Here is a 24,599-nt window from a genome sequence, read left to right as displayed (position 1 = left end):
ACCGCCGTCCGGTTGGAGCCGCCATGCGCCGAGTCCTCGCCACCGCAGCAGCCGCCATAGCCACCGTAGGAATCTTCAGCCCACCTGCCGAAGCCCTCGAGAACGGCCTCGCCCGGACACCGCCGATGGGCTGGAACACCTGGAACACCTTCGAGTGCGACATCAACGAGACGCTCGTCAAGCAGACCACCGACCTCATGGTCAGCTCCGGGATGCGCGACCGCGGCTACACCTACGTCAACCTCGACGACTGCTGGATGACCAAGTCCCGTGACAGCAACGGCAACCTCGTCGCCGATCCCGCGAAGTTCCCCAGCGGCCTGCAGGCCCTCGGCGACTACATCCACGCGCGGGGCATGAAGTTCGGCATCTACGAAAGCGCGGGCACCGAAACCTGCCAGCACTACCCGGGCAGCCTCGGCCACGAACAGGCCGACGCCGACATCTTCGCGAGCTGGGGCGTCGACTACCTCAAGTACGACAACTGCGGCAGCCCGGCCAACGAGACCCAGCAGGACTACATCCGCCGCTACTCCGCGATGCGCGACGCGCTGAAGGCCACCAGCCGCCCGATCGCCTACAGCATCTGCGAGTGGGGGAACTTCTCGCCGTCGACCTGGGCGCCGGACGTCGGCAACCTGTGGCGCACCACCGGCGACATCACCAACAACTGGGGCAGCATCGACTCGATCTACCACCAGAACGCCGGGCTCGCGTCCGCCGCCAAGCCCGGTGCCTGGAACGACCCCGACATGCTCGAAGTCGGCGACGGCATGGACTTCCAGGAGGACCGCGCCCACTTCACGCTCTGGGCCGCGATGGCCGCGCCGCTCATCGCGGGCGCCGACCTCCGCTCTGCCAGCGTCGCCACCTTCTCGACCTACCTCAACGGAGACGTCATCGCCGTCGACCAGGACCCGCTCGGCAAGCAGGCCCGGCGCATCGCCACCGGCGGCGGTCTGGACGTCCTGGCGAAGCCGCTGCAGAACGGGGATGTCGCCGTGGTGCTGTTCAACGAGAACGGCACCACGAAGACCGTCTCGACGACGGCCGCCGCGGCCGGGCTGCCCGCCGCGTCGAGCTACCGGCTGACCAACCTGTGGTCGAAGGAACTCACCACCAGCACCGGCACGATCAGCGCGGACGTCCCGTCGCACAGCACCGTGATCTACCGCGTCACGCCCGGGTCGGGCAGCAGCATCGGCACCGCGCACCCGGTTCAGGGCGCGTCCTCCTCGCGCTGCATCGACGTCAACGGCGGCTCGCCGACAGCCGGCGCCAAGGTCGACATCTGGGACTGCGACGGCGGCGCGAACCAGTCGTGGACGTTCACCGGCGCCGGTGAGCTGACGGCGGATGGCCTCTGCCTCGACGCCAGCGAGGGCGGCACCGCGGCCGGGACGAAGCTCATCGCCTGGACGTGCCACGGCGGCGCGAACCAGCAGTTCAAGCTCAACCCCGACGGCTCCATCACCGGCACCCAGTCCGGCCTGTGCGTCGACGTCACCGGCGGCGACAAGCCCGCCGGCAACGTCAACGGCGTCCAGCTCGAACTGTGGGGCTGCAACGACGACGCCAACCAGAACTGGCAGCTCAAGGGCTGATTCAGGTGCCCGTGAGGTGCTCCGGCCGGACCGGGACGCGGGTGAGCGCGAGCCCGGTCGCGGCGCGGATCGCCGCCACGATCGCCGGGGTCGACGAGATCGTCGGCGGCTCGCCGACCCCGCGCAGGCCGTACGGCGCGTGCGGATCGGGGCGTTCGAGGACGTCGATGGTCATCGGCGGCATGTCGAGGACCGTCGGGATCAGGTAGTCGGTGAAGGAGGGGTTCCGGATCTTCCCGCCGGAGGTCTGGATCTCCTCCATCACCGCGAGCCCCAGGCCCTGCGCCGAGCCGCCCTGGATCTGGCCCAGCACGGCCTGGGGGTTCAGCGCCTTGCCGACGTCCTGGGCGCAGTCCAGCGCGACCACCTTCACCAGGCCCAGTTCCGTGTCCACGTCCACGACCGCCCGGTGCGCGGCGAACGCGTACTGCACGTGCGCGTTCCCTTGCCCCGTCTCGGGATCCACCGGGGCCGTCGGCCGGTGCCGCCACTCCACGACCTCGTCGTAGACGTCGTCGCCCAGGACGTCCACCAGGTCGGCGAGCACCTGGCCGTCGGCCGCGACGAGCTTGCCGCCGAGGACGCGCACCCGCTGGTCGAACCGCGACAGCAGCCGTGCCCGCACCGCCGCGCACGCGGCCTGCACGGCACCGCCGGTGACGTAGGTCTGGCGCGACGCCGACGTCGAGCCGCCGTTGCCGATCGAGGTGTCCATCGGCAGGATCGTCACCTGCTCGACACCCAGCTCGGTGCGCACGATCTGCTGCATGATCGTCACCAGGCCCTGCCCGACCTCGCAGGCCGCGGTGTGCACGGTCGCGGCCGCCTCCCCGCCGACCAGCTGCAGCCGCACCCGCGCGGTCGAGTAGTCGTCGAAGCCTTCGGAGAAGCAGACGTTCTTGATCCCGACGGCGTACCCGACGCCGCGGACGACGCCTTCGCCGTGGGTCGTGTTGGAGACGCCGCCCGGCATGTGCCGCAGGTCGAACGGCCGCTCCGGGGGCATCGGCATCTCCCGCACGCGGGCCAGCAGCTCGGCGACCGGCGCTTCCGCGTCGACGACCTGGCCGGTCGGCATGAGGTCGCCCTCGCTCATCGCGTTGCGGACGCGGATGTCGACAGGATCCAGTCCACAGGCGACCGCCAGCTTGTCCATTTGCGACTCGTAGCCGAATGCCGCCTGCACCGCGCCGAATCCGCGCATCGCGCCACACGGCGGGTTGTTTGTATACACTCCCCAGCAGTTCACCGAAATACTGTCTACTGCATACGGTCCGACGCCCAGGGTCGCGGCGTTCGCCACCACTGCTCCCGTTGAAGACGCGTACGCGCCTCCGTCGAGGTACAGCCGCGTCTTCACGTAGACGAGACGGCCGTCCTGAGTGGCGCCGTGCTCGTAGTACATCTTCGCGGGGTGGCGGTGGACGTGGCCGTAGAAGGACTCTTCGCGGTTGTAGACCATCTTCACCGGCTTGCCGGTGTGCAGGGCCAGCAGGCACGCGTGCACCTGCATCGACAGGTCTTCCCGGCCGCCGAACGCACCGCCGACGCCGCCGAGGGTCAGCCGCACCTTCTCGATCGGGAGCCCCAGAGCGGCGACGATCTGCTGCTGGTCGACGTGCAGCCACTGCGTCGCGACGTACAGGTCGACGCCGCCTTCGGTGTCCGGCACGGCCAGCCCGGACTCCGGCCCGAGGAAGGCCTGGTCCTGCATGCCGACCTCGTAGACACCGGAGACGACGACGTCGGCGGCGACGTCCTGCGGGCCGCGGCGGATCTTCACGTGCCGGACGACATTGCCGCCTCCGTGCAGCGAAGGCCCTTCGCCCGCGACAGCCGCTTCGGAGTCAGTAATCGGCGAAAGCACTTCGTAGGAAACGACGATCCGCTTCATCGCGCGACGCGCGGTCTCCGGGTGGTCGGCGGCGACCAGCGCCACCGGCTCCCCCTGGTACCGGACGACGTCGTCCGCGAGCACCGGCTGGTCGGCGTGCTCGAGGCCGTAGCGGTTGACGCCGGGGACGTCCTCGTGCGTCAGCACCGCGTAGACCCCGGGCACGGCAAGAGCTTCCGCGATGTCGATGCCGGTGATCCGGGCGTACGGGTGCGGGCTGCGCAGCGTCACGCCCCACACCATGTCCTCGTGCCACAGGTCCGAGGAGTAGGCGAACTCGCCGCGGACCTTCACCGTGGCGTCGGGACGCCGCGGCGAAGCACCGACGCCGCCGGCCGTCTGCGTGGTGGTGACGGAAGTGGTCATCGGCCCTCCCTCAGCCGGGCGCTCGCGGCGGCCAGCTCGCGGGCGATCGTGGACTCGTCGGCTTCGCGCAGCGTGCCGTCCTCGACGACGGCCTTGCCGCCGACGAACAGGCGCCGCAGCGGCGGCGTGGTGCCGAGGACCAGCGCCGCGACCGGGTCGGTGATGCCCGCGTAGTTCAGCCCGGTCAGGTCCCAGACGGCGAGGTCGGCGAGCTTCCCGGGTTCGAGCGAGCCCAGGTCGTCCACGCGGCCGAGGCAGCGGGCGCCGCCCATCGTGCCCATCCACAGCGCTTCGCGCGTGGTCAGGCCGCGTGGCCCGCCGCGCTGGCGGGCCTGCAGCAACGCCTGGTGCAGCTCCTCGCCCAGGCCACCGGACTCGTTGGACGCGGCACCGTCGGCGCCCAGGCCGACCGCGACCCCGGCGTCGAGGAGATCGCGGACCGGGGCGATGCCGGCGCCGATGCGGCCGTTGGACGTCGGGCAGTGCGCCGACCCGGTGCCGGTGGCGCCGAACCGGCGGATCGCTTCGGGCGCGAGGTGGATGGTGTGGGCGAGCCAGACGTCGTCGGCGAGCCAGCCGAGCTTGTCGGCGTACTCGGCGGGCGTGCAGCCGACTTCGGCGAGGCACTGCCGCTCTTCGTCGTCGGTCTCCGCGAGGTGGGTGTGCAGGCGGACGCCTTTACGCCGCGCCAGCTCGGCCGCGCCGGACATCAGCCGTTCGGTGACCGAGAACGGCGAGCAGGGTCCCGCGGCGATCTGCAGGTGGGCGCCGGGCGAATCGTCGTGGAAGCGATCGATCGCCGCCTCCGTGCCGGTCAGCGCGTCTTCGGTCGTCTCGACGAGGTTGTCCGGCGGCAGGCCGCCGTCGGACTCGCCGCGGTCCATCGACCCGCGCACTACGTGCAGCCGGACGCCGATCCGCTGGCGAGCCGCGGCCAGCGCCGCGACCTGGTCGCCGCCGTCGCGCGGGAAGACGTAGTGGTGGTCGGCGACCGTGGTGCAGCCGGTCAGGGCCAGCCGCGCCATCCCGGCGGTGCCGGCGGCGTGCGTGATCCCGTCGTCGAGACGGCCCCAGACCGGGTAGAGCGCCACCAGCCACTCGAAAAGCGTGTGGTCGGCGGCCATGCCGCGGGTGGCCCACTGGTAGAGATGGTGGTGGGTGTTGATCAGGCCGGGCGTGACCAGGCAGCCTTCGGCATCGACGCGCTCGTCGAACTCGCCGGTGTAGACGCCTTCGCCGACTTCGGCGATCCGGTCGTTCTCGATGACGACGTGCCCGCTCGCGTACTCCTCGCCGCTGACCGTGGCGATCGCCGCGTTGGCGATGAGCGTCTTCATGCGACACCATCCTTCGCGGCCGCGCGCACCGCGTCGAGGATCTTCTCGTAGCCGGTGCACCGGCAGAGGTTGCCGGCCAGTGCCTCGCGGATCTCCTCGTCACTCGGATCGGGGACGCGGTTCAGCAGGTCGTGCGCGGCGACGACCAGACCCGGCGTGCAGAAGCCGCACTGCACCGCACCCGCGTCCACAAAGGACTGCTGGACCGGGTCGAGGGTGTCGCCGTCGGCCAGCCCCTCGACCGTGCGCACCGCACGGCCCTCGGCCTGCCCGGCCGCGACCAGGCAGGCGCACACCGGGACGTCGTCGAGGTAGACCGTGCAGGACCCGCATTCACCCTGCTCACAGGCGTTCTTCGAGCCCGGCAGGCCCAGCCGCTCACGCAGCACGTAGAGCAGGCTTTCGCCTTCCCAGACGTCGTCCGCCTGCCGGTTTTCGCCGTTGATCACGACATTCAGGCGCATGCGCGCTCCCCCGTCCGGTGTTCGTCCCAGGCCCAGGTCAAGGTCCGCCGCGCGAGTACCCCCAGGGCGTGCTTCCGATACGCGGCACTGCCCCGGACGTCGTCGATCGGCGACGCGGCTTCGCCCACCAGGTCGCCGAAGCGGCGTTTCAGCGAGTCCGGCAGCGGCTCGGACGACGTCCACGGCAGCTCGGCCGCCAGGAACTGCTCAGCCGCCGGTGCCCGGCGCGGGGTCGGGGCGGCGGACCCGATCGCCGCGCCCACCTCGCCGTCGCGGAGGGACAGGGCGAAGGAGCAGACCGCGATGACCATCGCGTTGCGCGTCCCGACCTTGGCGAACTGCTGCGGGCCGGCGTCCGCGGGCAGGTGGACGGCGGTGATCAGCTCGTCCGGGGCGAGCGCGTGGCGTTTCACGCCGACGTAGAAATCCTCCGCGCGGAGGAGCCGGGTCCCCCGCACGGAGGCGGCCTCGATCCGCGCGTCCAGGACGAGCAGCACCGGATGGGTGTCGCCGGCGGGCGAGGCGGCGCCGAGGTTGCCGCCGACCGTGCCGCGGTTGCGGATCTGCGGCGACCCGACCGTGCGGGACGCCATGGCCAGGGCCGGGAGAGATTCACCCAGTTCAGCGATGACCCGGGTGTACGGGACGCCCGCGCCGAGCCGGACCGTGCCGTCCGATGTGGACCACTCCGCCAGCTCGCCCACCCGGGTGAGGTCGAGCAGCGCCTCGGGGCGCCGGTGGTCGAAATTGAGCTCGACCATGACGTCGGTGCCGCCGGCGATCGGCACCGCGTCCGGCCGCTCGGCCTTGAGGGCCAGGGCCTCGGCGAGCGTCGCGGGGCGCAGGAACTCCACTGGTTGCTCCTTCGTGAGGGCGATAGACCAGTAGACGCCGGATCACGGCCGCGCGGCAACGGCGCCACGCATGAAACGCCCCGGAGCGGAACCGGGGGCGTTTGTGCTTTCCTACAAGCCTGATGACGACCGTGAAAACTCTCCTGGGCCTGCCGGGGCTGCGGCTGCGCCCGCGGGCCGGGGCCGAGCTGCTCGACCGGACGGTGACCCGCATCTACGTCACGGAGCTGCCCGACCCCGGACGCTACCTTTCGGCCGGTGAGCTGGTGCTTTCCGGCCTGCTCTGGTGGCGCGAACCGGGTGACGCCGAGCCGTTCGTGGCCGCGCTGGCCCGGTCGGGCGCGGCGGCGCTGGCCGCGTCCGGCGCCGACTCGGGCGGCATCCCGGACGACGTGGTCTCCGCCTGCGCGCGGCACCGCATCCCGCTGCTGGAAGTGCCCGCCGACCTGTCGTTCTCGGTGATCACCGAGCAGGTGGTGCTGGCGCTGGCGGCCGCGTCCGACAGCGCGCGCAAACGTTTGCTGGCCGCCGCGGAGGCACCCGTCGAGACGCTGCTGGAGCGTGCTTCGGCGGAGCTCGGGCTGCCGTGCTGGGTGCTGTCGGCGTTCGGCCGGGTGGTCGCGGGCACGACACCGCTGCCGATGCCCGCCGTCGAGGTCGTCCGGCGCCACGCGGGCCGGGAACCCGGGCCCCTGACCGTGGTCCCGGTCGAAGGGCGGCACGCCGTGCCGTGGCTGATCGCCCTCGGCGGGCCGCTGAGCACCGCGCAGGCCGAACTGGCCGAGGAGCTCGCCGGGCTCGTGGGGGTCACGCGAGCGCGTGCCACGCAGCCTGAAGCCGAGCTGCCCGGCGAAGTGCGCGTTGTCGCGTTGCGGACCGAAGGCAGCGACGAGAGCCGGGACGTCCTGCGGGAGCTGCTCCCCGGAGGAACCCTGATCGAGTCCACCGGGGACACGTCGTATGCGGCGACCGGGCGATGGCCGGACTCGGCGACCGGCGAACTGTCCACCGCGGAACCGTTGCTGCGGGCGAACCGGATCCTTTGCGGCGTCAGCGATCCCGCACCGCGGGCCGAGGGCCGGGAGATCGCGCGGTACGCACTGGAAGCGGCGGCCCGGCGCGCGGGCCGCGTCGCGGTCGTCGAGGCCGGCGACGTGGCCGCGCACCGGCTGCTGCTGGCCGGCGCCCCGGACGGGCTGCGCGCGGCGCTGCGCCGCCGGGTGCTCGGGCCGCTGCTCGCCTACGACGCCGAGCAGCACACGGACCTGGTGCGCACGGTCCGGGTGTTCCTCGAGTGCTCGGGCTCGCCGACGCGGGCGGCGAAGGCCCTGCACGTCCACGTCAACACGCTGCGCTACCGCATCGGCCGGGCGGGCGAGCTGCTGGGCGCGGACCTGACCGAGTTCACCGACCAGCTCGACGTCTACCTCGCCTTGCGCGCCGGCGACCAGCCGGGCGGCTGAACGAGGGCCGGGGTCAGGCCGCGACCGGCACGGCTCCCTCCAGGGTCTCGCGCATCTTGTCGCGGTCCAGCTGGCCTTCGGACTTCGCCACCACGAACGTCGCGACGCAGTTGCCGAGCAGGTTGACGAACACGCGCATCGAGTCCATCAGGCGGTCCGCGCCCAGCAGCAGGGCCACGCCCGCCACCGGGAACGCGCCGATCGCGGCGGCCGTCGCCGACAGCGCGAGGAAGCTCGAGCCCGGGACGCCCGCCATGCCCTTCGACGTCAGCATCAGGATCAGCACCGCCAGCAGCTGCTGGCCGAGTGACATCTCCACGCCGAACGCCTGTGCCAGGAACACGGTGCTGATCGAGAGGTAGATCGTCGCGCCGTCGAGGTTGAACGAGTACCCGGTCGGGATGACCAGCCCGGTCGCCGCGCGCGAGCAGCCCGCCTCGGTCAGCTTGCCCATGATCCGCGGCATCACCGACTCGGTCGACGCCGTGCCGAGCGCCAGCAGGAACTCCTCCCGGGCGTAGCGGAGGAACTTCCAGACCGAAACCCCGGCGTAGAACCGGGAAATCGCGGCGAGGACCAGCGTGAAGAGCACGGCCGCGCCGTAGCAGGCGGCGATCAGCTTCGCGTAGGTGCCCAAAGTGGACAGCCCGTACTGGCCGATGATGAAGGCCATCGCGCCGAACGCGCCCAGCGGCGCGACCCGCATGATCCAGCCCATCACCTTGAAGATGACCTTCTGCACCTGGTCGACGAAGTCCAGCACCAGCGGTGCCCGCTCCCGCCCGATCGCGGCCAGCGCCACGCCGAAGAACACCGCGAACACGAGCACCTGCAGCAGCTGGTTCTGCGCGAACGCGTTCACGACGCTGTCCGGGATGGTGTGCAGCAGGAAGTCGCCGGCCGACGGCAGCTGCCCGCCCTTCGTCTGGCCCGCCACGGCCTTCGGGTCGAGGGTCGCCGGGTTGATGTCCAGCCCGGCGCCGGGGCGGAAGACGTTCGCCACGACCAGGCCGAACAGCAACGCGAACGTCGTGACGACCTCGAAGTAGATGATCGCCTTGAGCCCGATTCGTCCGACCGCTTTGATGTCGCCGACGGCCGCGATCCCGGTCACCACGACACAGAAGATCAGCGGCGCGATGATCATCTTGATCAGCCGGATGAACCCGTCGCCGACCGGTTTGAGCTGCGCACCCAAGGACGGCCAGAAGTGCCCGACGAGCACCCCGGCCACGACCGCCACCAGCAGCTGCACGAACAGGGACGTCCACCAGCGCTTCTTGTTCTCCGCCATGGCGGGACCCTAGGCATCGGATGTTCCAGCGGTGTTAACGCTCGCAGTGACGTACCCGACGCCGGGAAAGGTCACTGCGGCAGACTGGTGCCGTGGGCAAGCGCAAGCAGGTTCGCGTCGGCCCGCCGCCGACGACGGTCGAAGGATTCGGCGACGCGCTGCTCGCCGCCACCCCGGGCGACGCCGACCGGCTGGCGCCCGGTTTCACGCTGCCGGCCGAACTCGCCGAAGCCGCGGACCGGACCGGCCGGCAGCTGATCGGCCGGGCGTGCCGGGGTGGCTGGCTGCCCGAAGATCTCCATCAAGCCGCGCGACGCCGCCTCGACGAGTTCGCCGGCTCCTACCTGCTCGACACGCTCGCCGCCTACGCCGGGCAGTTCACCGCCGTGCACCCGGACTGGCAAGAGCAGCTCGAAGCTGCGGGCGCCGTCCGCTGGTGGACGGAGACCGAGCCGCACCTGCCGCAGTGGGCGGCGAAGCACATCCTGACGCCGTCCGAAGCCGTCGCGGCGGTCATCGAAGCCTTCGGCCTGCTGAAGACACTGCCGCCGGTGACCGTCGTTCTGCCCGCTCCGGGGACCCCGCTGGAGCGTCCGGTGCGGCACCACGTCGACGAAAAGAAGCTGAGCCGGGTCCGTGCGCTGCTCGCCAAGGCCGAGTCGAGCTCGTTCCCGGAGGAGGCCGAGGCCCTTTCGGCGAAGGCGCAGGAGCTGATGACCCGCCACGCACTCGACCGCGTGCTGGTCGAGGCCGGCGAGGCCGCGCCCGACCGGCCCGCGGCCCGCCGGATCTGGCTCGACACGCCGTACACCGACGCCAAGTCGCTGCTGGTCCACGTGGTCGCGACGGCCAACCGCTGCCGCGCGGTCTTCGACCCGCGCTGGGAATTCGTCACCGTCATCGGCGACGAGGACGACCTGGACTCGGTCGCGCTGCTGACGACGTCGCTGCTCGTCCAGGCGACGCGGGCGATGATCACCGACCCGGCCGGCCGATCCCGGGATTTCCGGAAGTCCTTCCTCGTCTCCTACGCCGCCCGGATCGGCGAGCGGCTCGAGAAGGCGGCGGAAGCGACGATCGCCCAAGAGCCGGAATTGCTGCCGGTGCTGGCTTCGCACGAGAAGCAGGTGGCAGCGACGTTCACCGAGCTGTTCCCCGAAGTGGTGAGCAAATCGGTGACCGTGCGCAGCCACGAAGGCTGGGGCGCGGGCCGCGAGGCCGCCGACCGCGCCCGCCTCGGTGAGTGACCCTCACGCGAGCCGGAGCGCGTACTTCTCCAGCTCCGGACGGCCGAACGCCAGCTCACTCTCGTCCAGCGCCCCGCAGTCGAGACCACGCAGCAGGTACACCGCCAGCGCCTGCGCCGTCGCCGGTTCGTCCAGCACGCCTCCGGACGTCTTCTCCGCGTACGCGCGCAACCGGTCCACCGCTTCCGGGAACCCTGAGCGGTAGAACGTGTAGGTCGCCGCGAAGCGGGTCGGCAGCTGGTGCGGGTGGAGGTCCCAGCCCTGGTAGAAGCCGCGCTCCAGGGAGCGGCGCACCAGGCGCAGGTGTTCCGCCCACGCCGAGGGCAGCGCGTCGCCGATCGGGAGGCGGTTGGTCGAGCCGTCCGAGAGCCGGACGCCCGTGCCCGCCGCCGCGACCTGCATCAGTCCCTTGGCCAGGTCGGCTGCCGGGTGCTCCATGCTCTGGTACGCCGCCGCGATGCCGAGGCCCGCGCTGTAGTCGTAGGTTCCGTAGTGCAGTCCCGAACACCGGCCCGCGGCGGCCTGCACGATCCGCGCCACCGAGAGCGTCCCATCGACGTCCACAATGGACTGAGCCGTCTCGATCTGGACCTCGAAGCGCAGCGTGTTTCCGGGCAGGCCATACGCGGATTCCAAGCGCGCCAGGACTTCCGCGGCCACCGAGACCTGCTCGACCGCCGTCACCTTGGGCAGCGTGACGACGAACCCGGGCGGCAGCGGCCCGTTCTCCAGCAACCCGGTGAGGAACAGGTCCAGCGTGCGGATCCCCCGCCGGCGCGTCGCCGCTTCGAAGCTCTTGAAGCGGATGCCGCAGAACGGCGTCCCGCCGGTCGTCGCCAGGGTCTGCCCGGCGGCCAGGGCGGCGGCGTCCTCGACGTCGTCCGGCACCCGGCCGTAGCCGTCCTCGAAGTCGATCCGCAGGTCCTCGATCGGCTCGGTGAGCAGCTTGGCCCGCACGCGTTCGTAGACGTCCGCGTCGGCGCCGAGCAGATCGCCGTGCTCGATGAAGACCCGCATCGCCTGCTTGCCCCAGTCGGCGACCAGGCGCGTCTTGTACCGCGACGCCGGGACGTACACCGTGTGCACCGGCTGCCGTCCCGGGCGTTCCCCGGGGTACGACGCCGCGACGCGCGCGTCGGCCTCGGCCAGGCGCGCGTCGGCGGCGTCGTAGACGTCCTCGGGAAGCCGCACTACTTGATCCGCTCGTACGCGGGCAGCGTCAGGAAGTCGGGGAACTCGTCAGCCAGTGCGACCTGCTCGAACAGCTCCACGGCCGGCTCCAGCAGCTCCGGCTTGAGCTCGCCCGCCAGCTCGCCGCGGACGTCCGCCAGCACGCCGCGCACCAGCTCCGCCGTGACCGTGTCGCCACTGTCCAAAGTGGTCCCGTTCTTGACCCACTGCCAGATCTGCGAGCGCGAGATCTCGGCGGTGGCCGCGTCCTCCATCAGGTTGTGGATGGCCGCCGCGCCGTTGCCGCCCAGCCAGGACGCGATGTAGCGGACGCCGACGTCGACGGCGGCGCGCAGACCCGCCGCCGTCGCCCCACCCGGCGTCGAAGCGACGTCGAGCAGCTGGTCGGCGGTGACGCTGACCTCGTCGCGGGTGCGGTCGAGCTGGTTCGGCTTCTCGCCGAGGACCTGGTCGAACTCCTCCTTGCACAGCTCGACCATGCCCGGGTGCGCGACCCACGAGCCGTCGAAGCCGTCGCCGGCCTCGCGCGACTTGTCCGCGTGGACCTTCTCGAAAGCGCCCTTGTTGGTCTCGGGGTCCTTGCTCGGGATGAACGCGGCCATGCCGCCGATCGCGAACGCGCCGCGCTTGTGGCAGGTGCGCACCAGCAGCTCGGTGTAGGCGCGCATGAACGGCGCGGTCATGGTGACGGAGTTGCGGTCCGGCAGCACGAACTTCTCGCCCGCGTCACGGAAGTACTTGATGACGCTGAACAGGTAGTCCCAGCGGCCTGCGTTGAGGCCGGACGCGTGCTCGCGCAGCTCGTAGAGGATTTCCTCCATCTCGAACGCGGCCGGGATGGTCTCGATCAGCACGGTGGCGCGGACGGTGCCGTGCTCGATGCCGAGGGTCTTCTCGGCGTGGGTGAAGACGTCGTTCCAGAGCCGCGCTTCGAGGTGGCTCTCCATCTTCGGCAGGTAGTAGTACGGGCCCTTGCCGCGCTCGATCAGCTCGGCGGCGTTGTGGAAGAAGTGCAGGCCGAAGTCGACGAGCGCGCCGACGCCCTCGCGGCCGCCGAAGGTGAGGTGGCTCTCGGGCAGGTGCCAGCCGCGCGGGCGGACCACGATGGTGGCGTGCTCGACGCCGTCCTTGAGCGCGTAGCTCTTGCCGCCGCTTTCGAGGGTGATCGTCTCGCGCACGGCGTCGTACAGGTTGACCTGGCCGGACACGACGTTCGCCCAGTGCGGCGTGTTGGCGTCTTCGAGGTCGGCGAGCCAGACCTTCGCGCCGGAGTTGAGCGCGTTGATGGTCATCTTGCGGTCGGTCGGCCCGGTGATCTCGACGCGGCGGTCTCGCAAAGCTTCCGGAGCGCCGGCGACCTTCCAGTCGCCTTCGCGGATCTCCTTGGTCTCGGGCAGGAAGTCGAGCCTGCCGGTGGTCCGGGCCTCTTCGCGGCGCTTGCCGCGCGCCTGGAGCAGCTCGTCGCGGCGGCCGGCGAAGGCGTCGTGCAGGCCGGCGAGGAACTCGAGCGCCGCCGGCGTGAGGATCTCGTCGCCGCGCTCGACCGGGTCGCCCAGCACCTGGACTTCAGAAGACATGGGGAAACACCTCGAGGGTTCGGATCTTTGGATAACGGCCCTACGGTTTTCTACCAGCCGGACTATAGTTTCTGCATAGCGGAAGCTCAACGCCGACGTAAGGAGGGCCACCGTGCCGGCGGAGAAGAACGGTCGCGACGGCGGCGTCCAATCCCTGCAGCGTGCCTTCGAGCTGCTGGAACACCTCGCGGACACCGGCGGCGAAGCCAGCCTGTCCGAGCTGGCGACGCTGTCCGGGCTGCCGATGCCGACCATCCACCGGCTCATCCGCACCCTGGTCGACCTCGGGTACGTCCGCCAGAACACCAACCGCCGCTACGCGCTGGGAGCGCGCCTGATCAGGCTGGGCGAGAACGCCAGCATGCAGTTCGGCGCGTGGGCGCGGCCGTTGCTGGCGGAGCTGGTCGAGGAGGTCGGCGAGACGGCCAACCTGGCGGTCTTGGAGCGCGACGAAGTCGTGTACGTGGCCCAGGTGCCTTCGAAGCACTCGATGCGCATGTTCACCGAGGTCGGACGGCGCCTGCTGCCGCACGGCACCGGGGTGGGCAAGGCGATGCTGGCGCACCTGCCCGCCGCCGAGGTGCGCGAGCTGCTCGGCCGCACGGGGATGCCCGCGTACACCGAGCACACGTTCACCGACCCGGACGCGCTGGCCGTGGAACTCTCGCGAATCGCTTCGCAGGGGTATGCCCTGGATGAAGCGGAGCAGGAGCTGGGGGTCCGGTGCGTCGCGGTGGCGGTGCCGGGGGCGCCGGTGCCGGCCGCGGTGTCGGTGTCCGGGCCGTCGGGGCGGCTGACCGCCGAGGCGGTGGCGCACATCGCCCCGGCGGTGCGGCGGGTGGCGGACGCTCTGGGGACGAGCCTCTCCCGGGCGGCGTTATCAGTGTGACTCGGAGTGATATCCCACTACTTAAGGTGACCCACTGGTGCTGTCGGCTTGGCGGTCGCCGGTAGAGTACGCGGCATGGCAAGCCTCGAAGATCTCGAAGCCCGCGTGACCGCGTTGGAGGAACAGGTGCGTCAGTCCCGGCAGGACGCCACCGCGGCTCGCGTACTCGCCGGCGCGGCGGACCGGGACGTCTCCGAGTTCAAGCAGCTCTTGAACGCCCTGATCAGGACGACGGGCGCCCTGCGCGAGACCCAGGTCGAAGACCACCGGGACATCGCGACCCTCAAGACCGATGTCGCCGGCCTCAAGACCGAGGTCGGCAGCCTCAGGGCAGAGATGCAAAGCGGGTTCACCAAGGTGAACATCGGCATGGAGCAGATCAGCCGGTTGCTTCAGCAGGTCGTCGAAAAGGACTGACCTCACTTCAACTCCCCGGCCAGCAGGTCCATCAGCAGCCCGTCGTGCCAGGTGCCGTCCGCTCCTCGCTCGTAGTCGCGAAGCACGCCGACCGGCCGGAATCCCACCTTCGTGTACACCCGGATCGCGGTCTCGTTGGCCGCCGCCGGGTCGATCGTCAGGCGGTGATGGCCCTGCTCGAACAGGTGCCGGGCCAGCGCCCGGATCGCGTCCGTGCCGACGCCGCGGCCGTGGAAATCCGGGTGCACCGCGATGTCGATCCCCGCGTGGCGGTACTGCGGGTCCAGCTCCTCGCAACTCTGGATCAGCCCCACGACCACGCCGTCGTGTTCGATGACGTAGCAGCAGAAGCCGTCCTCGACGGCATACACGCCTTCGGTTTCCGTGTCCGGCGAACCCCACCAGCGGGCGACCCCCGGGGTGGCCAGGATTTCGTGCGCACGGACGCGATCCGCTGCGCCGATCGGACGCAGTCGCACCCGATCGCCGTGAATGACGGTCATTTTCGTTCCTCTCTCGTAGCGAATGACGGCTTCGGGGCGTCTGATACGAGGAGGGGCACGAGCGGACGTGCGTCAACCGGGCATGCCCGGATTCTGCGCCGGCCCGCGTCCGCTCGTCATCCGATTTTCGCCGGAGGGAAGGCCGATGGACTCCTACACCGGCGGTGCGCTGGCCTGGCTCGCCCAGGGCGCCGCCTCGAACCTCTTGGAACGGCTCGTCGACCGGGCACTCGACGGCCCGCCGCAGCTGCCCGCCTGGCCGCGGCCGGGCCGGACGCCCGCGGGGACGGCCGAGATCTCCGTGCGCCAGCACCTGACCACCAAGGTGCGCACGCCGGTGATCCTCACGCTCCAAGAGGCCGGCGGCCGCACCGGCACGGTGTTCTCCGTCATGCTGGGCCACACCACCCGCGTCGCCCTGCCGGGCGGCGACTACTTCGGTGCGGCGATGGTCGTCGACCCGCTGCGGCGCCGGGGCCCGACCTTGCAGGGCATCGGCTGGGCCCGGCTGACGGTCGCGGCACACCGGACGTCGCCGGTCGTCATCCCGGCCCAGCGGCCCACGGCACCGGTCCTGCTGGGCCTCGGCCTGCGCAAACCCGACGGGACACCGCTCTTCCGGCTCTAGCGGGAATTTCAGGCGAGACCGGCTGCGACTGGTCCACGAAGCGGCCGATCACTTAGCCGAGGAGGGCGTCCACGAAGGCACCCGGCTCGAACGGCGCCAGGTCGTCCGGGCCTTCGCCCAGCCCGACCAGCTTCACCGGCACCCCCAGCTCCTTCTGGACCTGGAACACGATGCCGCCCTTGGCGGTGCCGTCCAGCTTCGTCAGGACGATGCCCGTGACGTCGATGACCTCGGCGAACACGCGGGCCTGCATCAGCCCGTTCTGGCCCGTGGTCGCGTCGAGGACCAGCAGCACCTCGTCGACCTTCGCCTGCTTCTCGACGACGCGCTTGACCTTGCCCAGCTCGTCCATCAGGCCCGTCTTCGTGTGCAGCCGGCCCGCGGTGTCGATCAGGACCGCGTCGACGCCGGTGTCCACGCCGCGCTTGACCGCGTCGAACGCGACCGCCGCCGGGTCCGCGCCCTCCTTGCCGCGCACGACTTCGGCGCCGACGCGCTCGCCCCATGTCTGCAGCTGGTCGGCCGCCGCCGCGCGGAACGTGTCCGCCGCGCCCAGCACCACCGACTTGTCCTGGGCGACCAGGACCCGGGCGAGCTTGCCCGTGGTCGTCGTCTTGCCCGTGCCGTTGACACCCGCGATCAGCACCACCGCGGGCTGCTTCTTGCCGTCGACGATGTGCGGCAGCGCCCGCACCGCGCGCTCGCTATCGGTGGACAGCTGCGCCGTGAGCACCTCGTGCAGCACTACGCGCGCCTCGGCCGACGACCGCACCGCGCGCCGGGAAAGCTCGTCACGCAGCCGCTCGACGAGCTGGGTCGTGGTGGCCGCGCCCAGGTCGGCCATCAGCAGCGTGTCTTCGACGTCCTGCCAGGAGTCCTCGTCGAGGTCACCGGCGCCGAGGAGGCCGAGCAGGCTCGTCCCGAACACCGACCGCGACTTCGACAGCCGGCCGCGCAGCCGCTCGAGGCGGCCGGCCGCGGGGTCGATCTCCTCGGTGACGGGGGCGGCCGCGGGCTCTTCCGGCAGTTTGACGTCGCGCACCGTGCGCTGCGGTGAGTCGCGCGGCACGGCCGCGTCGTCGCCCACCGCGGGCTGGCCGTCGGTCTCCGGCCGGTCCTCGACGGGGTGCTCGGGAGCCTCGGTCGTGCCACCGGGCGCGAGCGCGATGCCCCCGCTGGCCGCGTACGAGCCGCCCTTCGGTTTCTCCTCGACCTCGCGCTGGGCGTCCAGGCTGATCCGCCGCCTGCGCGCGACCAGCAGGCCGGTCACCAGCAGGGCGACCAGGACGACGACGGCGACGACTACGAACAGGAACCAGGTGCTCGACACCGGCCCATCCTTTCATCCGCGTCCCCGCCCGCCGGACACCCCGTCCACCCAGGCAATTCGTCACGACGTAGGTCCCGATTGGGGCAAGACTTCACCACGTGGGTTGCGTCACACCGGGTGCTGCACTAAACCCCTCCGGATGGGGATACGCGCCGACCACGGCTACCGGGTGATCGGGCTGATCTCGGGCACGTCGGTCGACGGCATCGACGTGGCCGCGGCCGACCTGCACGCGGAGGACGGCACGGTCGTGCTGACGCCGCTCGGCGAGCTCGACGTCCCCTACCCCGAACCGCTGCGCGAAGCCCTGCTCGCCGCACTGCCGCCGAACCCGTGCACCGCGGGCGAGCTGACGCGGCTCGACACCGGCGTCGGCCAGGCGTTCGCCGACGCGGCCGTGCGGGGCGCCGGAGAACTGGCCGGCGGACGCGGGGACCTGGTCGCGTCGCTGGGGCAGACGGTCTTCCACTGGGTGGAGGACGGCCACGTCCGCGGCACCCTGCAGCTCGGCCAGCCCGCCTGGATCGCCGAGCGCACCGGGCTGCCGGTGTGCGCCGACCTGCGGGCCCGCGACGTCGCCGCGGGCGGCCACGGCGCTCCCCTGGCGAGCACACTCGACCAGCTGTGGCTGCGCGGCCTGGCCGAGGACACCGGCCACCCGGTCGCCGCGCTCAACCTCGGCGGCATCGCGAACATCACCGTCGTCACCGCGGGCGAGCCGGCGATCGCCTACGACACCGGGCCCGCCAACGCGCTGCTCGACCTCGCGGCCCACCGCGTCACCGGGCGGCGCACCGACGTCGACGGTCAGCTCGCCCTCGGCGGGTCGGTGCGCCCGGACCTGCTGGGCAGGCTGCTCGCCGACCCGTACTTCGCCGCCGCGCCCCCGAAGTCCACCGGCAAGGAGCACTTCAACGCGCCCTACCTCGACGCCGCCCTCGCCGGCGTCGGCCCGGTCGATCCCGCCGACCTGCTGGCGACGCTGACCGAGCTGACCGCGGTGACCGTCGCCGGCCAGTGCGTGCGCCACGGCGTCACCACGGTCATCGCTTCCGGCGGCGGCGTCGCGAACCCGGCGCTGATGTCGGCTCTGACCCGTGCCCTGCCCACAGTGCCCAATACGGTGCTCAAGACCAGCGACGACCTCGGCCTGCCCGGTGCCGGCAAGGAGGCGTACCTCACCGCGCTGCTCGGCTGGCTCACCTGGTGCGGCGTGCCCGGTACGGTGCCGTCGGCGACGGGCGCCCGCGGGCCGCGCCTGCTCGGCGCGCTGGTCCCGGGCGCCGGGCCCCTGATCCTTCCCGCCCCGCTGGGGGGCACCGTGACACGGTTGCGAGTCGCGGAGAAGGCCGGATAGGACGGTAGGAGAGATCCATGCGCGGTGTTGACCTCGCCATCATCGTGATCTACCTGGCGGCGATGCCGCTGATAGGCGTGCTCGTCGGCCGGAAGCAACGGTCGGCGGCCGACTACTTCGTCGGCGAGCGCAGCCTCCCGTGGGGCGCGGTGATGCTGTCGGTGGTGGCCACGGAGACCTCGACGCTGACCGTGATCAGCACGCCCGGGCTGGTCTTCGGCAACGCGTTCCTGTTCCTGCAGCTGGCCTTCGGCTACATCATCGGCCGGACCATCGCCGCGTTCGTGCTGCTGCCGCGCTACTTCCGGGGCAACCTCGTCAGCGCGTACGCCTTCCTCGGGAAGCGGTTCGGCTCCGGGCTGCAGGGCACCGCGTCGGTGACGTTCGTGATCACGCGGCTGCTCGCCGAGGGCGTGCGCCTCTTCGCCGGCGCGATCCCGATCAAGGTGATCCTGGGGCACTACAACATCCACCTGGACTACTGGGTGATCGTGGTGATCCTGACCGCGCTGACGCTGATCTACGCCTACATCGGCGGGATCAAGGCGGTCGTCTGGGTCGACGTCATCCAGCTGTCGCTGTACCTCGGCGGCGCCGCGGTGGCCGCGATCGTGCTGCTCAACAAGCTGCCCGCCGGCTGGGCGTCGCAGGCGTCCGCGGACGGCAAGTTCATGCTCGTCGACTTCACGAAGAACCTGCTGACCAGCCCGTACGCCTTCGTGACGGCGGTGCTCGGCGGCGCGGCGCTGTCGATGGCCTCGCACGGCGCCGACCAGCTGATCGCGCAGCGGCTGATGGCCACGCGCAGCCTGCGCGACGGCCAGAAGGCGCTCATCGGCAGCGGCATCATCGTCACCATCCAGTTCGCGCTGTTCCTGCTGGTCGGGGCGATGCTGTGGGTGTTCAACGGCCGCAAGACGGTCGCGCAGCTCGGCCTGCAGAGCCCGGACGACGTGTTCTCGCGGTTCATCATCGACGACCTGCCGGCCGGCGTCTCGGGCCTGCTCATCGCCGGTGTCCTCGCCTCGACCATGGGCGCTTTGGCCTCGGCGCTCAACGCGCTTTCGACGTCCACCGTGGCCGACCTCTACCAGCGGTTCACCAAACGTTCACCGGAAGACTCGAAGCTGCTGCGACACGGTCGCATGTGGACACTGATCTGGGCGGTCGTGTTCGCGGTGTTCGCGTCGCTGTTCTCCACCACGAAGAACTCGGTGATCGAGCTCGGCCTGGCCATCACCGGCTACACCTACGGCGCGCTGCTGGGCTCGTTCCTGCTGGGCCTGCTGATCAAGAAGGCGCGGCAGGCGGACGCGATCGTCGCGTTCGTCGTCACGGTCGTGGTGATGGCGTTCGTCATCCTCGGCGTGAAGTTCAGCGCGAAGACCGGTGGCCTGATCGGCGTCGACTTCAGCAAGGCGGGCGGGGATCGCGTGGCACTCGCCTACCCGTGGTACACGCTGCTCGGCGTGGTGATCACGCTGGTCGTCGGGGGTCTGCTGGCCCTGCGGCACCGGACGCCGGACCCGAAGGCCGCCGAGGCCGAAGCCGCGGGCGAAACGGAAGAGGTCGCCGCCGCCTGATCCTTCTGAACCGTTTCCGGCGGCCTCCCGTGTTGGATTGCGGGAGCCCGCCGGAAAGCGGCGGGAGGAAATCGAAGGTGGGAACATGAAACGGATGACGGTGGCGCTCGCGATCGGCGCCCTGCTGGTCGGCGGCGCGGCGACGGCTTCGGCCACCCCGGCGGCAGCGAAGGTCCCGGACACGATCAAGGTCCCCGACGGCAACCGCCCGCTGGCCACCTACTACGGCGAGGGCGTGCAGATCTACGGCTGCACGAACGGCGCGTGGACGCTGATCCAGCCCGCCGCGGTGCTGTCGAAACACGGCCACCCGGTGGCCATCCACAGCAAGGGCCCGGTGTGGACGTCCACTGTGGACGGCAGCACGGTCGGTGCGGCGGCCGTCGCCAACGCACCGAAGGACGGCGCGGTCCCGCAGCTGCTGCTCAAGGCGAACCTCAACACCGGAGACGGGGTCTTCGGCAAGGTGACGTACATCCAGCGCCTCAACACCCGCGGCGGCGTGGCCCCGGCGGGGGCGTGCACGGCCGGGGCGCAGACGGCGGTGAAGTATTCCGCGGACTACGCCTTCTGGGTCGCCGGATAAGCGGATGTGACACCCCTCCCGCTCCCGTAGCCTGGGTGCGGGAGGGATCACATGGGGTTTTTCATCGGCATCGGTGTGGTGCTCGCCGTGGTGCTCGTCATCGCGCTGATCTTGGACCGGTCCGACCGCAAACGCGGCGTCAAACGCGGCATGATCACCCCGCGCGGGCGCCGGGCACGGATCGACGACGCTCAGTGGATGGGCAGCGACCTCAGGACCTACGAGCCGCGGGCCCGGCCGGACGACCGGGCGCCGCGCGAAGACGAGATGTGAGCTCTCAGCCGACCGCGACCGGTTCGTCCTCGGCCGTGCGCAAGCGCTGCGAGATCACCTTCGTGATGCCGTCGCCCTGCATGCTCACGCCGTAGAGCGCGTCGGCGATCTCCATGGTCGGCTTCTGGTGGGTGATGATGATCAGCTGCGACGAGTCGCGCAGCTGCTCCAGCAGCCCGATCAGCCGGCGCATGTTGGTGTCGTCCAGCGCGGCCTCGACCTCGTCCATGACGTAGAAGGGGGACGGCCGGGCCCGGAAGATCGCGACCAGCATGCCCACCGCGACCAGCGACTTCTCGCCACCGGAGAGCAGGGACAGCCGCTTCACCTTCTTGCCCGGCGGCCGCGCTTCGACGTCGACGCCGGTGCTCAGCATGTCGTCCGGTTCGGTGAGGACCATCCGGCCCTCGCCGCCCGGGAAGAGCACGCTGAACACCGTTTCGAACTCGCGGGCCACGTCCTCGTACGCCGAGGCGAAGACCTCGAGGATCTTCTCGTCGACCTGCTTGATGACCGCTTCGAGGTCCTTGCGGGTGTCCTTGAGGTCTTCCAGCTGCGTGGAGAGGAACTTGTACCGCTCCTCCAGCGCCGCGAACTCCTCCAGCGCCAGCGGGTTCACCTTGCCCAGCAACGACAGGTCCTTCTCGGCGCGCTTGGCGCGGCGGGCCTGGGTGTCGCGGTCGTAGGGCATGGGCGGCGGCGGCGTGACGTCTTCGCCGCGGTCCTTGGCCGCCTCGTACTCGGCCATCTCGCCCGCGCTCGGCGGGACCGGGACGTCCGGGCCGTACTCGCGGACGAGGTCCGCCAGCCCCATGCCGAAGTCCTCGGCGATCTTGGCTTCCAGGGTCTCCAGCCGCAGCCGCTGTTCGGCGCGCAGCACCTCGTCGCGGTGGACGGCGTCGGTCAGCTTCTCCAGCTCGCCGGTGAGCTCGCGGACCTTGGCGCGGACGCCGGTCAATGCCTGCTCGCGGCTCTGCCGGCGAGCCTGGACCTGGTCGCGTTCGGTGGCCGCGCGCTGGACCGACTGCTCGATGCGCTCCAGCGCGATCTCGCCGCCGTCGACGACGGCGTTGGCGATCTCGGCACCGCGCTTGCGGGCCGTGGCGGCGCGTTCGGCGCGTTCGCGGGCCTGCTGCTCGGCGTGGGCGGCGCGGCGGAGGCCTTCGGCCTTGCCCGCGATGCTGCGTGCCCGCTCCTCGGCGGTGCGCTGCGCGAGCCGCGCTTCCATCTCTTCCTGCCGGACGACGGCCAGCTCTTCGACGGCCTGGTCGCGCTCGGCGGTGTCCGGGTCGTCCTCGACCGGCTGCTCGGCGACGGCGGCGAGCCGTTCCTCCAGCTCGGCGAGCTGGGCGAGGGCCTGGACGCGGCTCTGCTCGACCTTCGCGCGCTGCCCGCTGAACCGTTCGACCTCGGCCTGCGCCTGGCGGGCGGCCTGCTGCATCCGGTTGAGCCGCTCCGACGAGCGGGCCTTGCGGACCTTCGCCTCGCCCAGAGCGTCCTTGGCTTGCGACACCTCTTCGCGGCGCGCCTGCTGCTCGGCGCGGGCGCCTTCCAGCTCGGCCGCGTACCGCTCCAGCGACCGCTCGGCCAGGCGGAGCCGCTCCCCCGCCTCGTCGACGGCGGCCTGGACCTCGATCACGCTCTCGCGCTTGCCGGAGCCACCGATCGCCCAGCGGGCACCGAAGACGTCACCCTCGGCGGTGACCGCCCGGACTTCGGGGTGGACCGCGACGAGGTGGCGGGCGGCGTCCAGGTCGCGGACCAACGCCAGCTTGTCGAGGGCTTGCTCGACGGCGGGACGCAGCTGCGCGGGGGCCGTGACGACCTCACGCGCCCAGCGCGCGCCTTCCGGCAGCGACGGCCACGAATAGATGTCCACAGTGGACTCCGGACCGCCGAGCAGGATGCCCGCGCGACCGGAATCGGTGTCCTTCAAGTACTTCAGCGCACGAAGAGCGTCTTCGCCGCCGGTGACGGCGACCGCATCGGCCACCGGGCCGAGGGCAGCGGCCAGCGCGACCTCGTACCCCGGCTCGACGGTGAGGAGCGCGGCGACCGAGCCGAGCAGGCCCGGCAGCTCGTGGGACGCGCCGAGCAGCGCGCCCGCGCCGTCCTTGCGCTTGAGGCCCATGGACAGCGCCTCGACGCGCGCCTTCTCCGACGCGATCTCGCGCTCGGCGGCGCGTTCGGCCTTGACCAGCTCTTCGACGCGCGCCTTCGCGGCGTTGTTGGCCTCGACCGCGCGGTCGTGGTGGTCCATCAGGCCGGCGTCGTCGGACTCTTCGACCCCGCCCTCGGCCTTGGCCATCTCCAGTTCTTCGACGGCGATCTCGGCGCGCTCGGCGGCTTCTTCGAGCGAGACGCTGAGGCGGTCGATCTCGTCGGAGGTGGCGCCGTTCTTGCTGCGCAGGGCCTCGACCTGGCCGGTCAGCTTGGCCATGCCCTCGCGGCGGTCGGCGATGGCGCGGACGGCGGCCCAGTGCGCACGTTCGGCGGCCTGGACGCGTTGTTCGAGGTCTTCGCGCCGCAGCACGGTCTGGGCGAGCAGCTCCCGGGCCTCCATGACGGCCTCGTTGAGCTCTTCCTCCTGCTCGGCGACGCGCTCGGCCTCTTCGAGGAGCTCTTCGGGGTCGCGGCCGCCGGTGGTCGTCGAGACGTCGGCGGAGAGGTGCCGCTGGCGCTCGATCGCGAGGCGGACGGTGCCGCGCAGGCGCTCGGCCAGCGCGGACAGCTTGTACCAGGTCTCCTGGGCGGTCTGCAGCAGCGGCGCGTCCTCGGCGAGCGAGGCTTCCAGCTCGGCTTCTTCGGCGGAGACGATCTCGAGGTGCTGCTCGACCTCGGCGCGGCGCTGGCGGGCCGTCTTCTCGTCGGCCTCCTCACGCGCGAGCGCGTCGCGCTGGGTGACCAGGTCGTCGGCCAGCAGCCGCAGGCGGGAGTCGCGCAGCTCGGACTGGACCGACTGGGCCTTGCGGGCGATCTCGGCCTGCTTGCCCAGCGGCTTGAGCTGACGGCGCAGCTCGGTGGTGAGGTCGCCGAGACGGTCGAGGTTGCCCTGCATGTTGGCCAGCTTGCGCAGGGTCTGTTCCTTGCGCTTGCGGTGCTTGAGGACGCCGGCGGCCTCTTCGATGAAGGCGCGGCGCTCTTCGGGCTTGGACTCGAGGATCGCCGCCAGCTGGCCCTGCCCGACGATGACGTGCATCTCGCGGCCGATGCCGGAGTCGGACAGCAGTTCCTGGACGTCCATCAGGCGGCAGCGGTCGCCGTTGATCTCGTACTCGCTCGCGCCGTCGCGGAACATCCGGCGGGTGATCGACACCTCGGAGTACTCGATGGGGAGCGCGCCGTCGGCGTTGTCGATGGTGAGGGTGACCTCGGCGCGGCCGAGCGGGGCGCGGCCCGCGGTGCCGGCGAAGATGACGTCCTCCATCTTGCCGCCGCGCAGGTCCTTGGCGCCCTGGGTGCCCATGACCCAGCGCAGCGCGTCCAGCACGTTCGACTTGCCGGAGCCGTTCGGCCCGACCACGCAGGTGATCCCGGGCTCGAAGCGCAGCGTGGTGGCCGAAGCGAAGGACTTGAAGCCCTTGAGCGTCAGGCTTTTCAGGTGCACTTGGTGCTGACCCCTCTGGCCGCGATTACTGGCGAATCAATCGTCCCAGGCTACCTGGGGGTACCCGCCCCCCGCCGGACGCGCCCCCTCCTCGGCGCGCCTAGCACACCGGGACGCGCCTCAGCAACACCATGA

Annotated in this window: 20 protein-coding genes; 10 read left to right on the top strand and 10 right to left on the bottom strand. The window is 71.2% G+C overall.

What is annotated here, in order from left to right; all coding sequences use genetic code 11:
* Positions 1-23 precede the first annotated feature (23 nt).
* Positions 24-1,604 (top strand): glycoside hydrolase family 27 protein, encoded by a 1,581-nt coding sequence (locus A3CE_RS0133240; RefSeq protein WP_026469113.1) that lies wholly within the window; start codon positions 24-26, stop codon positions 1,602-1,604.
* A 1-nt stretch (position 1,605) separates the two neighbouring features.
* Here the strand turns inward: A3CE_RS0133240 and pucD are convergent, their stop codons facing one another.
* The 4 genes from pucD to A3CE_RS0133220 are packed head-to-tail and all read right to left on the bottom strand — an operon-like array spanning position 1,606 to position 6,519.
* Complete coding sequence (gene pucD / locus A3CE_RS0133235) at positions 1,606-3,864, bottom strand: xanthine dehydrogenase subunit D (protein WP_020644423.1); 2,259 nt, start codon at positions 3,862-3,864, stop codon at positions 1,606-1,608.
* A complete protein-coding gene (locus A3CE_RS0133230) occupies positions 3,861-5,201 on the bottom strand; it encodes an 8-oxoguanine deaminase (protein ID WP_020644422.1) in 1,341 nt (446 codons plus the stop codon). Before A3CE_RS0133230 ends, pucD begins: the two co-directional genes overlap by 4 nt.
* Complete coding sequence (locus A3CE_RS0133225) at positions 5,198-5,665, bottom strand: (2Fe-2S)-binding protein (RefSeq protein WP_020644421.1); 468 nt, start codon at positions 5,663-5,665, stop codon at positions 5,198-5,200. The genes A3CE_RS0133230 and A3CE_RS0133225 overlap by 4 nt, the downstream gene beginning before the upstream one ends.
* Positions 5,656-6,519, bottom strand: a complete 864-nt coding sequence (locus tag A3CE_RS0133220) for an FAD binding domain-containing protein (protein WP_020644420.1) — start codon at positions 6,517-6,519, stop codon at positions 5,656-5,658. Before A3CE_RS0133220 ends, A3CE_RS0133225 begins: the two co-directional genes overlap by 10 nt.
* Positions 6,520-6,641: 122 nt before the next feature.
* Between A3CE_RS0133220 and A3CE_RS0133215 the strand changes: the two genes are divergently transcribed.
* A complete protein-coding gene (locus A3CE_RS0133215) occupies positions 6,642-7,982 on the top strand; it encodes a PucR family transcriptional regulator (RefSeq protein ID WP_020644419.1) in 1,341 nt (446 codons plus the stop codon).
* Between the two features lie 13 nt (positions 7,983-7,995).
* Here the strand turns inward: A3CE_RS0133215 and dctA are convergent, their stop codons facing one another.
* Positions 7,996-9,276: a C4-dicarboxylate transporter DctA gene (dctA, locus tag A3CE_RS0133210; protein WP_020644418.1), complete on the bottom strand. Its 1,281-nt coding sequence runs from the start codon at positions 9,274-9,276 to the stop codon at positions 7,996-7,998.
* Between the two features lie 92 nt (positions 9,277-9,368).
* Between dctA and A3CE_RS0133205 the strand changes: the two genes are divergently transcribed.
* Positions 9,369-10,523: a DUF2786 domain-containing protein gene (locus A3CE_RS0133205; RefSeq protein ID WP_020644417.1), complete on the top strand. Its 1,155-nt coding sequence runs from the start codon at positions 9,369-9,371 to the stop codon at positions 10,521-10,523.
* A gap of 3 nt (positions 10,524-10,526) precedes the next feature.
* On the opposite strand, the gene A3CE_RS0133200 is transcribed toward A3CE_RS0133205, so the two are convergent.
* Both A3CE_RS0133200 and aceB read right to left on the bottom strand, forming a co-directional pair.
* Positions 10,527-11,714, bottom strand: a complete 1,188-nt coding sequence (locus A3CE_RS0133200) for a DUF6986 family protein (RefSeq protein WP_020644416.1) — start codon at positions 11,712-11,714, stop codon at positions 10,527-10,529.
* Positions 11,714-13,291, bottom strand: a complete 1,578-nt coding sequence (aceB, locus tag A3CE_RS0133195; RefSeq protein WP_020644415.1) for a malate synthase A — start codon at positions 13,289-13,291, stop codon at positions 11,714-11,716. Before aceB ends, A3CE_RS0133200 begins: the two co-directional genes overlap by 1 nt.
* Positions 13,292-13,403: 112 nt before the next feature.
* Between aceB and A3CE_RS0133190 the strand changes: the two genes are divergently transcribed.
* Together A3CE_RS0133190 and A3CE_RS0133185 are read left to right on the top strand one after the other, a co-directional pair.
* On the top strand, positions 13,404-14,180 hold the full coding sequence (locus A3CE_RS0133190) for an IclR family transcriptional regulator (protein WP_020644414.1): 777 nt from the start codon (positions 13,404-13,406) through the stop codon (positions 14,178-14,180).
* A 75-nt stretch (positions 14,181-14,255) separates the two neighbouring features.
* Complete coding sequence (locus A3CE_RS0133185; protein WP_020644413.1) at positions 14,256-14,597, top strand: hypothetical protein; 342 nt, start codon at positions 14,256-14,258, stop codon at positions 14,595-14,597.
* 2 nt (positions 14,598-14,599) lie between these two features.
* Here A3CE_RS0133185 and A3CE_RS0133180 read toward each other — a convergent pair whose 3' ends face one another.
* Positions 14,600-15,100: a GNAT family N-acetyltransferase gene (locus tag A3CE_RS0133180; protein ID WP_020644412.1), complete on the bottom strand. Its 501-nt coding sequence runs from the start codon at positions 15,098-15,100 to the stop codon at positions 14,600-14,602.
* 145 nt (positions 15,101-15,245) lie between these two features.
* On the opposite strand from A3CE_RS0133180, the gene A3CE_RS0133175 reads away from it, so the two are divergent.
* Entirely contained in the window at positions 15,246-15,728 is a 483-nt protein-coding gene (locus A3CE_RS0133175; RefSeq protein ID WP_020644411.1) for a hypothetical protein, read from the top strand.
* 52 nt (positions 15,729-15,780) lie between these two features.
* Here A3CE_RS0133175 and ftsY read toward each other — a convergent pair whose 3' ends face one another.
* Positions 15,781-17,058, bottom strand: a complete 1,278-nt coding sequence (gene ftsY / locus A3CE_RS0133170; protein ID WP_020644410.1) for a signal recognition particle-docking protein FtsY — start codon at positions 17,056-17,058, stop codon at positions 15,781-15,783.
* Positions 17,059-17,197: 139 nt separating this feature from the next.
* On the opposite strand from ftsY, the gene A3CE_RS0133165 reads away from it, so the two are divergent.
* From A3CE_RS0133165 to A3CE_RS0133150, 4 genes are all read left to right on the top strand, one after another.
* Positions 17,198-18,415 (top strand): anhydro-N-acetylmuramic acid kinase, encoded by a 1,218-nt coding sequence (locus tag A3CE_RS0133165; RefSeq protein WP_020644409.1) that lies wholly within the window; start codon positions 17,198-17,200, stop codon positions 18,413-18,415.
* 17 nt (positions 18,416-18,432) lie between these two features.
* Positions 18,433-19,998 carry a sodium:solute symporter gene (locus tag A3CE_RS0133160; protein WP_020644408.1) on the top strand — a complete coding sequence of 522 codons (1,566 nt, stop codon included), beginning with the start codon at positions 18,433-18,435 and terminating at the stop codon, positions 19,996-19,998.
* 85 nt (positions 19,999-20,083) lie between these two features.
* On the top strand, positions 20,084-20,584 hold the full coding sequence (locus A3CE_RS0133155; protein WP_020644407.1) for a DUF3455 domain-containing protein: 501 nt from the start codon (positions 20,084-20,086) through the stop codon (positions 20,582-20,584).
* A gap of 51 nt (positions 20,585-20,635) precedes the next feature.
* Positions 20,636-20,857: a hypothetical protein gene (locus A3CE_RS0133150; protein ID WP_020644406.1), complete on the top strand. Its 222-nt coding sequence runs from the start codon at positions 20,636-20,638 to the stop codon at positions 20,855-20,857.
* Positions 20,858-20,861: 4 nt separating this feature from the next.
* On the opposite strand, the gene smc is transcribed toward A3CE_RS0133150, so the two are convergent.
* Positions 20,862-24,464, bottom strand: a complete 3,603-nt coding sequence (gene smc / locus A3CE_RS0133145; RefSeq protein ID WP_020644405.1) for a chromosome segregation protein SMC — start codon at positions 24,462-24,464, stop codon at positions 20,862-20,864.
* Positions 24,465-24,599 lie beyond the last annotated feature (135 nt).

The organism is Amycolatopsis balhimycina FH 1894, assembly GCF_000384295.1.
Taxonomy (GTDB): domain Bacteria; phylum Actinomycetota; class Actinomycetes; order Mycobacteriales; family Pseudonocardiaceae; genus Amycolatopsis; species Amycolatopsis balhimycina.
The sequence above is the reverse complement of the archived record's forward strand: the minus strand, read 5'-3'. Positions and strand labels throughout refer to the sequence as shown.